Source organism: Crocinitomix catalasitica ATCC 23190 (assembly GCF_000621625.1).
GTDB lineage: Bacteria > Bacteroidota > Bacteroidia > Flavobacteriales_D > Crocinitomicaceae > Crocinitomix > Crocinitomix catalasitica.
This window is the reverse complement of sequence record NZ_JHXV01000016.1, coordinates 36,671-49,564: the sequence shown is the minus strand read 5'-3', so window position 1 is coordinate 49,564 and position 12,894 is coordinate 36,671. Positions and strand designations below refer to the sequence as shown.

Below are 12,894 nucleotides of genomic sequence, written 5' to 3'. Positions count from 1 at the left end.
AAAATTCGTTTTTTATTGTTCATCTAGTCCTCCAAAATAAATTGATTAATTTGATTTACCATATATTTAATAGGCATCTCCTTAAAACAAGTAACCTCACCATTACATGTTTTTGCAACTTGAGATTTAGGATGAATAAAACAAGGTGAACACGGCAAGTTAGATTTTAAGTTAAGCATTATTTTGCTATTAGGATAGCCTACTAAATTCGCTGATGTTGGACCCCAAATGCCAATTGTCCTCACACCTAAGAAATGTGCCAAATGCAAAGGACCCGAATCGTTTGTAATTAAAACATCTACTTCTTTCAATTCTGTAATATAATCCGCTAAATTAAGCGCTCCAGATAAATTTAAAACCTTGCTCGCATTTATTTTATTGTCCATTAACAATTGCTCAAAAGCATCTACTCTCTCCTTTTCTTTAGGCATTCCAGTTAAAACAAAATTTACTTGCGGAAATAACTGCTGAATATCACAAATTAATTCAGCAAATAAAACGAGTGGAAAGCGTCTTTGCGGCAGATAATCTCCGGCATTTATATTGACCATTATTTTTTTCAAAACAGATTTCTTCTTCGAACTTCTTATGGTACGAACAATTATATCCGAATCAAACATCTCTTCAATAGCTTGTATTGCGGGTTTATTTGATAGCGATATACCATCTCCTGAATTATTCGAATGAAAAGTAAAATACTTCCGCGGTTTTCCTATTGCTGCAATTAAACTATAAATACCGGACAAATTAGATGTCCTTTCCATATCCAATATCGTACTTTGTTTTCTTTTCCAAATTTGACTAAACGATTGCAAAACCGAACCAAAAATGACCAATGGATTCTTGGTATTAATTAATAAACACTCAAAATTCAGTTCATTCAATATCTGTTTATTCTTATCAAGTGTTACAAAGCATATAGCTTGTTTATCGATATTTAAATCTTCAATAACAGCGACTATTCTAGTAATACTTCCCAAACCAAAAAACTTTATAATAATAAACTTTGATGCGTCATTATTTTTAGTTGGATTGATTGCTTTAAACGATTTTAACAACCAATAAAATGGATAAAAGAGGTTGTCTATTGCTATGAGTTTTTCTCTTGTCATTTATTTTGCTAAAATTCTTAGCATTATACTGCTTATGAAAAGTTTAATTCTGACTTTAATTTTTAAAGAATTATTACGTTGTTGTTTCTTTAAATTAACACGATTATAGATGTAGCGAATGGCATATCGATAGAAAGCATCAGAATATTTACGTTCAAAATTTATTTGCCTGTCAGTTGTAGTATTCCAATCTGGTTTTACGGTAATTTTCGATTCTATTTCAGTGTAAAGTTGTGTTCCTTTGATCGGATAACTTTTAGTAATAGTAAAATGGTTCGGCAAAGCCTTCTCTAGGTATTCTGCTGTCAACATTATATCCTCATAAGTCTCTCCAGGATAACCTACCATTATAAAAGTACCTGTTTCTATCCCTGCTTTTTTCGTGGCAATTAATTGGTCCCGGACTTGATTTACATCAACCCGTCGATCCATAGCGTCGATAATTTTTTGAGATCCACTTTCGGCCCCAATCCATACGCGAAAACAACCCGATTCTTTAAGCAGTTGAATCACTTCATCATTCATCCGTTCAGCTCTTGTAATACATTCATATTGTATTTCTAAGCCAGTTGCTTTAATCGCATCATTAAAACCTCTCAACCATTTATGACTTACAGTAAACACATCATCAACAAACCAAAAAGTATCTGGTTGGTAGGTCTCCTTGAGCAGCAATAACTCTTCCACTACTTTTTCAGGAGATTTCCTTCTATAAGATTGACCATAGACTGCAGTACTACACCATTTACACGTATAAGGACAACCTCTCTGTGTACTGACATTGAGCGCACTTTGTCCATGCGCGTTTTTCCAGCAATCTAAATATTTTTGAATAGGTACAGCCGCGCGATTTGGATTTGGTATAAGATCTAAATCTTTTAATTTCGCTCTAGGTGGATTCTTTTTAATCGAATTATTTTCAAGATAAGTCAACCCGGTAATATTGCTTATATCACCATTATCAGACAAAGTATTTACCAATTCAAGCATTGTTACTTCACCTTCTCCAATAATTAGATAGTCTGCACCAGCAGCCAAATAATTCTCTTGATTATAAGTTAAGTCTGGTCCTCCAAGTACTATTTTCATAGCAGTGAGACTAGGTTCTTTCTTTATTCTATTTATCAATTCAATCACACGGACTTTGGTCATCAAGTTCACATAAAAAGCAATAAGATTTGGCTTCTCTTTGAGTAAATTGCTCCACCAATCATCAATAGTTGAAAATGTGGTATCAAAAACTTGATGTGTTATAGATTTTTCATTTAGATAAGCCGAAACATACAATAATCCAAGCGGTGGATATGGTTTCAAGATTTTTTGCTCAATCTCATCTTCGCATAAAAAATAGCCATGTGTTAATAGAATCTTCATTTTTTTACCGCGATTATGATATAATGATCAGCATATGAAGATAATAAAGAAAATCGACCAAAATACCTTTCTAAGTGATTTAAGAATTTTAATGTCTTTCGTCTTTTCTGAAAAAATGGTTCTAAATAAGAAGGGGGAAGAAAGAAGGCGACTGGTTTAATTTCCAAAATCGAATATTCTGTTGCCAGCATTTTTTTCACTTCTCTTGGTGAATGGTAAAAAGTTTTAACCGCTGTACCTTCTACGTCGACGAGGACACCTTTCTTTGTATTTCTGCGGAATAAGGACTTAAATCTAAACTTGGTCAACAGATATAAAGATTCCATCATACAAAATTTAGGCATCATGACCCAAACTAGATACGCCCCCTTGTTTTGGTGTTTAGCACTCGTATTTACGACATTTTTTAACCCTTGCTGATCTAAACAATTAAGGCCACCAAAATTTGAAAATAACAAGTCCGAGTTGATCCAATTATCATCTAAGTCTTTAAAGTCAAGCACAAAAAAATCAATATCTTTTGATTGTTTAGATTTCGCATAAGCAATCATTTCTGGTGAGCCATCAGTTGCAGTGACATGGATATTTTCATCTTTCAGTAGTTGAGCATCTACGCCTGTTCCACAATTAATTTCGAAAACTGATTGAACTTCATCTATAAGTCCTAACTTATCTATCCAATAATATACACGTTGTCGTTGGTACTTACCAATTTCACTATGCGTAAATTGATCATCATAACTTTGTGCTGCATTATCAAACAAGGCTTCTTTTTGCTCCATACATTCGAATTAAAAAGCACTACAACATCTACTGCATCCCATAAATAGACCACCAGCCTCACCGAGGTCACCACGCAATTTTTTTAATGCATCCGCATTCCAAATTTCTTTTAAATTCTGTTTGTAAACATTCCCTATATCGTGATTATAACAACGTCCGTGAGCAGGAATAACAGAGCCATCAGACTTAATCATTAAGCTATTAAAAACTGCAGCGCAATGATCCCCAAGAATTTCTTTAGGCTTCAAATAGTAAGTTTCTAGTTTTTCAATTGACTTAATTTCAGGTGAGAAAAATATTTTAAATGGTGTTTTAAGAGATTTAATTTGATTGATTTCATCCATCAATACATTCAAATCCATATTCTTAAAATCGATTATATCAATATTCGAATCACTTGTAGGATAATCAATGCCCCATTTAGATTCATTGTGCAATACTGCAGTTTCTTGACTATTGAATTGTGTGTGCATAAAGGCAAACTCTTCAATTTGTAAATGTTTTAAACTATCTATTAAATCTTTAAGATGACCTATATTCCATTCAGTAATCGCACAAATAACACTGATTCGAGGACAATTCTTTTGCGCCTTAATCAACTCAATTCCTTCCACTGCTTTTTGAAATGATTTTGCATTGCCGCGAATTTCATTGTGAATATCTTGCGGACCATCAAGAGAAATAAAAAGTTCATCCAAACCTGCCTTCGCCAAATCAACAGCTTTACGCTTTAAAGTTAAAGCGTTTGTTGTCACCGTTGTATATAGTTTTTTCTCATTTGCATAGACTAAAGATTCAACTAAATGAGGATAGACTAAAGGCTCCGTAAAAGCGTAAGCCAATTTTGCTTTTGGGTAATAAGCTGCTGTATCATCAATGATTCTTTTCACCAAGTCCAACGGCATATTTAAGGGATGTGTTCCAACTAAATTTTGCGCGAAATTACTGTCCATATTCTTGGTTCCAACATCACACATCTTACAATGTAAATTGCATACATTATTCACCCCTAAAACCACCCATTCTGGCGGAAAAAAAAAGTGCCGTGGCATCTTCTTTTTATTCAAGTAATTGAGGTATCCTATCATTATTTGAGTACTTAAAATAAAGTAAAAGGCAAACTATTTGTGAGCAAGCGTTAGCAATTAAACCACCTACAAGCCCAAAATTACAAGATAATAATATTACCGCTAATATGAAGTTTAAGAGCATAGAAATCAATATAATATTCAACACCTTTTTTTCTTTATTCTTTTTAAACATTTCAAATACTAGAATTGAATAGAGGTAAGGAGGGAAACTTATTGCAAACCCCACTAAAACACTTACTAAGTTAAGCTGAATAGCAAAGAAATACTTTAGAATTATAAAAATTAAGAGCATCAATATTGTATTGATAAATAAACCAGACCAGGCCAAATTCTTGCGCATTTTACTTATTCCTTGATCTTTCATTCTATAAATATTTTTCAAAAATGGTATAACGAGGATAGTTGGAATTGTTTGAGCCAAAATAAAAAACCCAGAAACTATTTGATACTCCCCTACTGGTTCTCCCGTATTAAAAAAAGCAAATACATACAAATCGATTTTTGATTGTAAAAATCCAGCCGCATTCATTAATAAGAAAGGTAATGTGACCATTAACATGTAGGGATTAAACAACCATTTCCACCCAGTAAAAATTTGACTTTGAGAAATTAAAAAAATAAATGCCTTTACACCCAAATAAACACTATATGCTATTAAAAGAGAATCTAGTGTTATTGTAGAATTAAAAAGTAATATCGCCAGTATAGAAAACGCGATTAATTCACCAATTATAATCACCAAATAACTGCGCTTGTAAACGAGTAATGGTTGAATAGAGTTAATGAGATATCCTGATAAGAGCCAAAAAACAAATTGATATGGCAACAATAAAACGGACAGTGTAATAACGATTAAAAGCAAAGGCATTCTTGTTAAGAAAAACATTTGCCAACTCGCATTTATCGAACGTGGATCCTGACTAAAACTACGCTGTAAATAGGTTCCAACTCCCCAATTATAGAAGATGTTTGCAATAAAAAAATACAAGAAGTAATCAACAAAAAGACCCCAAATATCTTTATCTGTCAATTGAACAACGAGATATGCGAATAGTAGGCTTGTAAAAGGAGATAACAAACTTGCTATGCCATTTAGCGCTAAATATTGTATTCTAATGATTTTTGGTGTTTTCAAAAACAACGTTTCTTGTGAAGTTGAAAATTACCAATTTTAGTTGAGAAATAATTATTTAACAATAGATCAACATGATAAACTAGTCTAAAGAGAGGTGTATTCGCCAAATTAAATTAACTTAGTTTTTAAGGAATTATAGATTTATAAAAAATGGAAGAAAGCAAAATCTCAGAAGAAGTAACGGTTACACCTATAATTAGAGATCTTGAAAGATTGTTCAATAGATTCATTCAACTCATTTGGAAATTCATTAAATTAATATTTTCAGGTTTTGGCTTTATCATTAATTCTGTCCTCAAAAACTTCATACTTTTCATAGTAGTAATTGCACTTGGAGGATTAATGGGATTTTTAAGTATCAATTGGTTTCCGCGAATGTATAAATCAAGCATGGTGGTTAAAATCAATGTGGACTCTAAAGCACAACTCGAAAATGATGCAGCTTATATCAATGCCTTAATTTCCAGTAAAGACACGGAAGTATTAGGCAATCTACTACAGGTAACACCCGAAGAAGCTGGGACAATTATTGAATGTTCGGTCAAGTCAGATCCTACATATTTAGAAAAAATTAATGCGCTAAATCAATTGTATTTAAGCACAGATACTTCTTTGCTTGCTAAATTGAATTATAAAGAACTATTGGCATCAGAAGACAGTGAATTGAGCGTCAAATTCAAAGTAAGTTTTACTGCCTCTGATCACAAAATATTCTCTAAGCTTGAGGCGCCATTTTTGGCTTTTATTTCTAGAAGTGAGGAATTGAATAAATTGCTCGCAATAAGCACAAAAACACTTCACTTCCAAAGAGATATTTACGCTAAAGAATTAGTAAAACTAGATACTTTATCGAAGGTGATGAATTTGGCAATGGTTGAACAAGCAAAAAATGGTGAAAATAGCGGTTCTACAACGAACCTTGTTCTAGGTGAAACCAATACTAAAAACAATATTACAGCCTTAGATATTCAGGATAGATATCTTTATTATGCCAATAAAATTTCTAAGCTCGATTTACGTTTACATGAGAATGAAAAATGTTATTTTGTAAGTGCACATATCAATCCATATGGTGAAAAAACTGGCTTCGGCAGATTGGCAAGAACTATGATGGGAGCACTACTCTTCTTTTCATTTACCATTCTGATCATACTGCTGTTGAATTGGCGCAAAACAACGCGATAAATGAATCCGCAAAAACAGGGGATAACCGACAAATTAATACGAAATATTTATGGCAGTACTCTTTTCAAAGCCATTGATGTTATCTTCAACTTCTTACTTGTTAGATTTGCAATAGATTTTTTCGGTGCAGAAGATTATGGTATTTGGTTGACCATATTATCGTTTTTTACTTGGTTTTCTGTTATCGAATTTGGCGTAAGCAGTAGTTTTAGAAACCACCTCACTAAATTTTTTTCTGATAAAGATTATATCAATATCCGCATTTGGATCTCTTCAGGATATAAAGCAACCACCATCATTTATTCAGGAATGATTCTATTGGGCGTTATCCTTTACAATTTAACAGGATTTGAATTTGACAATCAATCCACAAAATTTAATTGGGTATTCCAATTAAGTTTTACGATGTACATGATTTATTACATCTTCTTTTTTCTCCAATCGGTATTACTTGCTACACACAATGCCCAAATAACCTATATAATTAGTGCTTTACAAAAAGTTGTGCTATTGGTTGGCATTCTATTGTTTTCCTTTTTTGAATTAACGCCTTCTTTATCATTTATTTGCCTTTGGTTCTCAGCAATACCACTTATAATTTGGGGCCTTGCGAATATGATTACATACCGTAAAATTTTACCTGATCTAAAACCAAAATTCAATTCATCAACCAAAGAAAAAATTCAATCGCTCAAACAAATCAATCTGGCTTTTTTTCTTATTCAGATTGCAACACTTATTATTTACAGTACTGATAATTTAATTATCCTTAACCGATTGAATGGAACAGATGTGACGACTTATAATATCGCCTTCAAATATTTCAACATCATTATTATACTATTTAACATTGTTCTCTTACCTTATTGGGCAGCATTCACTGAAGCCGATCATAAAAATGATGTCCCCTGGATAAAAACACATATTAAAAGATTAATTCTTTTGTGGACCCTGATGGCTTTTGGATCAATCTTAATGCTTTTCCTTGCTCCAATCGCCTACGAAATTTGGATTGGTAAAGTAGTACACATACCGTTTGAACTCTCCTTTTTTATGGCCATTTCAATTTTGATTACTTGTTGGAATAATATTTTCGCCTATTATCTCAATAGCATTGCAAAAACAAATTTACAACTCGTCGTAATTGTAGTCTCTGCGATAATTAACATTCCACTTTCTTTTTATTTACTAGATCTTTGGGGAATAACAGGCGTTATTATTGCAACCAGTTGTGTACTCGCGCCACTTGCAATTGCTTTACCAATTCAATATTTAAGGATTATTCGCAATAAAATCACGGCTTAATGGAACGAGTATTAACTAGACAGAATTCCGTTCAATTGATCTTGCTTGAGCTTTTAAGTTTAACACCAATCTTAATAATATTAGGAAATATTGTACCACCCATTCCGATGAAAATACATCATATTGGTTTTGGACTTATTTTTCTGATCGTGATTTATGCTTTAATGTTAGATCAATACAAAAAGTGGATACTCTATTTTGCTTTGGGTTTCTTATTTATTCAATTCACACATGAACAGTGGTATTTAAAAGGTTATATCGATTACTTTTTTGGGCCTTTTGTTTTTATTTTTCTGTTAGACCTGCACATTAACAAACGGCTACCTATAAAGACATTAGAAAAATATATCGTCCGCTTTTTTGCCATTTTATGGATCCCTATTATAATTGCAATGCTTCAATTTATGAACATATTTCCAATTACTTTCTGGAATGCAACTTATGTAAATTTCGCATATTTCGGAGACGTTGCTATTCCACGTCCGAATGGTTTTTTATACCATGGTTCTGAATTGTCTGTGATTATTTGTTTCGCCGCGTTGTACCAATATTTTAAAGGTGTTAAGGTCGCTTTCTGGATGCTGTTATTGATTTGCATTGCGGCAATGATGACCTATTTCAAAGCTTTGTTTGGTTGTGTAGTCATCCTCTTTATCTACTATATCTTTTTTGTGAGTAACGGAATTGGCACAAAAATAAAGTTAATGACAAGGAAGCGGCTCTGGTTATATTCCATCAGTATTCTCTGTGTTGTTGGGATTTATATTTATCAATATCTCATGATGATTCATTCTTATACCGGATATTATTTTACACCTACTTTACTCACGGGTCGCGGTGCAATATGGAACATCTATTTGGAACGAATAAAAGAATTTACTTGGTGGAATTACTTCATCGGAAATGGGATGGGTACATCTTTTGATATTTTCGCTGATTATGCCACTCCAGAAACGTGGTACCTTTTGGCGATCGACCCTAACACCGACACAGATTATGACACCCACAATGCCATCCTCAGTGTTTTTATCAATAGCGGAATTATAGGGGTTTTATTTATAGTTTATATCTTTAAAATGGTTTATAACCAAGCCATTCGATGGTTACCGAACCCAAAATGGAATAAAGCCGTCTTTTTTGGTATTTTTATTCTTCCTTTGTTAACTATTGGTGTTACAATACCAATTTATGAGAATTCTATTTTTTGGATTGCAACAGGCTTTTTAATCATGCGATGGAATTATTTTACAAACCAAAATGAAACAGCAAATCAACTTTAAGGCAATAAACATCGCGCATGTCGACTTATTGCTTTTTTCTGCATTCTTGATTTCATTTTTCCTACATTATCGGATAAATGGCTTTATCGCTATGCTCATCATTATATTTTATGGTTTCAAATTAATCTTTAAAAAAATAAACATTAATGGTGGCTGGGGCATTTCATTCTTACCGGCACTCTTCTTCACATTAATATTAGGCCAATTGTATTCCGAAGATTTACAGGAAGGCTGGACAATCATTGAACGAAATTTAGCTTTGCTATTTATTCCTTTTGCTGCTAAAGCTATAATCAATTTATCGCGAGAAAAACAACAAATTCTTATCAAAATTTTTATTGTATCAGGTATTTTTGCCAGTCTTGTTTGTTTAGGAATTGCCACTTTGAACACGATTGAATCGCAAAGCTTTTTTGTTATTCCGAACAATACTCATTTCTTGTACAATCATTTTATGCACCATCGATTAAGCGATCCGATTGGAATGCATGCGGTTTATTTTTCTATCTTTCTAGCCTTCTCCAACATCACAATACTGTATAGCCTTTTAAACCGAAAATTGAGCCGTCCAAAAAAAGTACTACACCTATGCATTTTCTTATTTATTATCGGCATGCTTTACCTTCTAAAATCGGCGAATATTGCATTTGGATTTACGATATGCTGCGGAATTGTTATTTTGAATCGATATCGAAATATTTTAACCTATTCTAAACTTAAATTGACTATTCTATTCGCTGGTTTAATCTTATTTACAACCATCAGTATAAATAATAAATTAGAAAATTTCACGATTGACTATGACATGAAGAATCCCAGTGCTTCTCCAATCGAAATTCGTTTATCTATTTGGGACTGCACATGGCAAGCCATTACAGACCAATGGGTTTTAGGAGCAGGAACAGGTGATGGACATCATGCTCTGGTTGAAAAATATGAATCCAATGAATTTCAAATTGGTTTAGCAAACGATTTCAATGCACACAATATGTTTTTACAATATTGGCTTGGAAATGGAATTCTTGCCTTAGGACTTTTCACGCTTGGTTTATTACTCTTATTCTTAAAAGCGATAAAGAAAAAGAACGTTATCTTCATCTCCTTTATCATCTTATTTACGTTGTTTAGTTTAACTGAATCAACCTTACGAACGCAAAAAGGGCTATTCTTTTTTGTCTTTTTTGCAGGATTGTTTTATTGGAACCCTACCTTGTGGTCTATAAATCCAAATGAAGAATGAAAATTCTACAAGTACATAACTTTTATAAGATTGGCGGCGGCGAAGACACCGTTGTTGCCAACGAAAAAGAGCTACTTGAACAGAATGGTCATGAAGTAATCACTTATTATCGTAACAATTCAGAAATCGATAAATTCAACTTAATTAATAAAGTTAAACTTTTAAAAGACACCACATATTCGACGCAAACAGCAGAGGAAATTTCGGCTATTTTAAACAAAGAAAAACCGGACGTATGTCATGTCCATAACTTTTTACCCCTCATTTCTCCTGCAGTTTATAAAGCTTGCAAAAAACAGCAAATTCCCGTCATACAAACATTGCACAACTATCGTTTGATATGCACAAATGGCATTCTGTTTAAAGATGGTAAAATCTGCGAAAAATGCCTCAACAAGTCAAGTTATAATGCTGTAAAATTTAACTGCTACCGCAACAGTAAAATTCAAACATTTGCCGTAGCGCGTATGTTGGAAAAACACAAAAAAAGAAAGACATGGAACAACGATGTCACCACTTATATTTGCCTAACACAGTTCGCAAAACAAAAATTTATTGCACATGGCTTACCAAAGAATAAACTCATAGTTAAAGGCAATTTTATTCCCACACCTGCGGTCTTTGAAAAAAACAATACAGCACCATACTTTGTTTATGTTGGTCGATTAGAACCTGACAAAGGACTTCGCACAATCATGGAGATTGCTCCAAAGAGTCCTTTTCCTATTCAATTAATTGGCGAAGGATCGTTAACCGATGAATTAAGAAAAATTAAAAATATAGAAGTCTTAGGTAAACAACCCTATCAAAAAGTTTTAGAATTAATAAGCAGTGCAAAAGCACTTCTCTTTGCCTCATTATGGTATGAAGGAATGCCAATGACTATAATTGAAGCTTTTGCTTCTCATACAACTGTGATTGCTTCTGATTCTGGCGCAATGGCCAGTATGATAAGGCATCAACTAAATGGCTTATTATTTGAACCTGGCAATGCAATTGCTTTGTTGTCGGAAATGAAAAAAATTGTAGCCGATTCAAACTTGTCAATTAAACTTAGCACAGTCGCTTACCAAGATTATTTAGAGTTGTACAGTCCTGAATCAAACTATCGCCAATTAATGGACATTTACGCTTTAACCATTGCAAACAAAAAAGTATGAAAGTACTAGGAACAGAGTTGTACGATAAAGGCATACAAAATGCAGTCGATGAATTTTTAGATTTAGCGCAAACCACACCAAAAAACTTATTGGTCAGTCCATCTGATGCAAACGTTCTGGTTTTAGCAAAAAAGAATATTGAATTCAGTTCTGTTTTACGCCAATATTTCTGGAATTTACCAGATGGCGTTCCTTCGGTTTGGGTTTTAAAATTAAAAGGAGCAAAGAAAGCCAATAGATGCAGCGGACCCGATTTTTTTGAACAAATAATTAAGGCTAGTAAAGATCTATCTATCAATCATTTTCTTTGTGGAGGAGCCGATGGAATTTCAGAAAAATTAAAATTACAATGCGAAAAATGGGGAAACAACAACATCGTAGGAACAAACACACCTCCTTTCAAAACCGTTACTAACGAAGACTTTCAAGCACTCGCAACAAAAATTAAGGCATCTAAAGCTGATATTATATGGATCGGTTTAGGGGCACCTAAACAAATTTACTTCTCCGCAGAATTAGCCAAATATGTAACAGTAAATTTTATAGTTCCAATAGGTGCTGCGTTCGATTTTCACTCTGGTAATATTAAAAAAGCACCCCAATGGATCCAAAACATTGGATTAGAATGGTTTTATAGAATGCTTAAAGAACCTAAAAGATTATTCAAAAGATATATCAGAGTTGTACCTCAATTTATATTCTTCGCGATAGGTGATATTTTTAAAAATAGAACTTAAAACCAACTGAAATACTCAATTCCGGCATAACAACCGTCTACTCGAATTTCGATTGGATAATTTTCAAGATGCAACCCTCCGCCTCGACCGGTTTTTAAATCAAAAGCATAGTGATGCCATGGGCATACGATTTTACCATTTTCACAAACAGCTCCAGTTAATTCAATCCCTTGATGCGGACATTTATTCTTCACCAAATAAAAGTCACCCTGTTCTTTTAAAAGTAACATCGACTTTCCATCGATTAAAACTTTTTTTAACGGCTTTTTTTTTAACTGTTCCTCCAATTCTGCCACAGTATCTGCAAACTTTACCCATTTAATTTTAGTGGAAAACATAATGGTTTAAGATAGACAATTTTGTAACCAAACAAACCATTTCGTTATAGAATCGTGAAAAGTTGGGTTAGAATTAGACGGTCGAACAGTAATTGTTCGGCCGTTCTATATTAAAGAATATCTATTGATTTTAGGTTTAACAGTCCTGTTTACT

At 33.2% G+C, this 12,894-nt stretch carries 12 protein-coding genes; 6 read left to right on the top strand and 6 right to left on the bottom strand.

Annotated elements, in window-relative coordinates; translation table 11 throughout:
- Positions 1 to 23: 23 nt before the first annotated feature.
- Genes T367_RS0110650 through T367_RS0110630 form a run of 5 tightly spaced genes read right to left on the bottom strand, consistent with a single transcriptional unit; the run spans position 24 to position 5,495 of the window.
- Positions 24 to 1,112, bottom strand: a complete 1,089-nt coding sequence (locus T367_RS0110650) for a glycosyltransferase family 9 protein (RefSeq protein WP_027419834.1) — start codon at positions 1,110 to 1,112, stop codon at positions 24 to 26.
- On the bottom strand, positions 1,113 to 2,486 hold the full coding sequence (locus tag T367_RS0110645) for a B12-binding domain-containing radical SAM protein (protein ID WP_027419833.1): 1,374 nt from the start codon (positions 2,484 to 2,486) through the stop codon (positions 1,113 to 1,115).
- Positions 2,483 to 3,268 carry a methyltransferase domain-containing protein gene (locus tag T367_RS0110640; RefSeq protein WP_027419832.1) on the bottom strand — a complete coding sequence of 262 codons (786 nt, stop codon included), beginning with the start codon at positions 3,266 to 3,268 and terminating at the stop codon, positions 2,483 to 2,485. The genes T367_RS0110645 and T367_RS0110640 overlap by 4 nt, the downstream gene beginning before the upstream one ends.
- Positions 3,269 to 3,277: 9 nt before the next feature.
- Positions 3,278 to 4,321, bottom strand: coding sequence for a radical SAM protein (locus tag T367_RS0110635; RefSeq protein WP_169736054.1), 1,044 nt, complete (start codon positions 4,319 to 4,321; stop codon positions 3,278 to 3,280).
- Between the two features lie 7 nt (positions 4,322 to 4,328).
- Positions 4,329 to 5,495: an MATE family efflux transporter gene (locus T367_RS0110630; protein WP_027419830.1), complete on the bottom strand. Its 1,167-nt coding sequence runs from the start codon at positions 5,493 to 5,495 to the stop codon at positions 4,329 to 4,331.
- A 150-nt stretch (positions 5,496 to 5,645) separates the two neighbouring features.
- Here T367_RS0110630 and T367_RS0110625 point away from each other — a divergent pair, with 150 nt between their 5' ends.
- The 6 genes from T367_RS0110625 to T367_RS0110600 are packed head-to-tail and all read left to right on the top strand — an operon-like array spanning position 5,646 to position 12,402.
- Positions 5,646 to 6,680, top strand: coding sequence for a hypothetical protein (locus T367_RS0110625; protein WP_027419829.1), 1,035 nt, complete (start codon positions 5,646 to 5,648; stop codon positions 6,678 to 6,680).
- Positions 6,681 to 7,985, top strand: a complete 1,305-nt coding sequence (locus T367_RS0110620) for a lipopolysaccharide biosynthesis protein (protein ID WP_027419828.1) — start codon at positions 6,681 to 6,683, stop codon at positions 7,983 to 7,985. It abuts the gene before it with no gap.
- Positions 7,985 to 9,265 (top strand): O-antigen ligase family protein, encoded by a 1,281-nt coding sequence (locus T367_RS0110615; RefSeq protein WP_027419827.1) that lies wholly within the window; start codon positions 7,985 to 7,987, stop codon positions 9,263 to 9,265. The genes T367_RS0110620 and T367_RS0110615 overlap by 1 nt, the downstream gene beginning before the upstream one ends.
- A complete protein-coding gene (locus T367_RS0110610; protein ID WP_027419826.1) occupies positions 9,243 to 10,505 on the top strand; it encodes an O-antigen ligase family protein in 1,263 nt (420 codons plus the stop codon). Before T367_RS0110615 ends, T367_RS0110610 begins: the two co-directional genes overlap by 23 nt.
- Positions 10,502 to 11,665 (top strand): glycosyltransferase, encoded by a 1,164-nt coding sequence (locus T367_RS0110605; RefSeq protein ID WP_027419825.1) that lies wholly within the window; start codon positions 10,502 to 10,504, stop codon positions 11,663 to 11,665. Before T367_RS0110610 ends, T367_RS0110605 begins: the two co-directional genes overlap by 4 nt.
- A complete protein-coding gene (locus T367_RS0110600) occupies positions 11,662 to 12,402 on the top strand; it encodes a WecB/TagA/CpsF family glycosyltransferase (RefSeq protein ID WP_027419824.1) in 741 nt (246 codons plus the stop codon). The genes T367_RS0110605 and T367_RS0110600 overlap by 4 nt, the downstream gene beginning before the upstream one ends.
- On the opposite strand, the gene T367_RS22065 is transcribed toward T367_RS0110600, so the two are convergent.
- A complete protein-coding gene (locus tag T367_RS22065) occupies positions 12,399 to 12,740 on the bottom strand; it encodes a Rieske (2Fe-2S) protein (RefSeq protein WP_051568489.1) in 342 nt (113 codons plus the stop codon). The two genes, T367_RS0110600 and T367_RS22065, sit on opposite strands and share 4 nt — an antisense overlap.
- Positions 12,741 to 12,894: the final 154 nt, after the last annotated feature.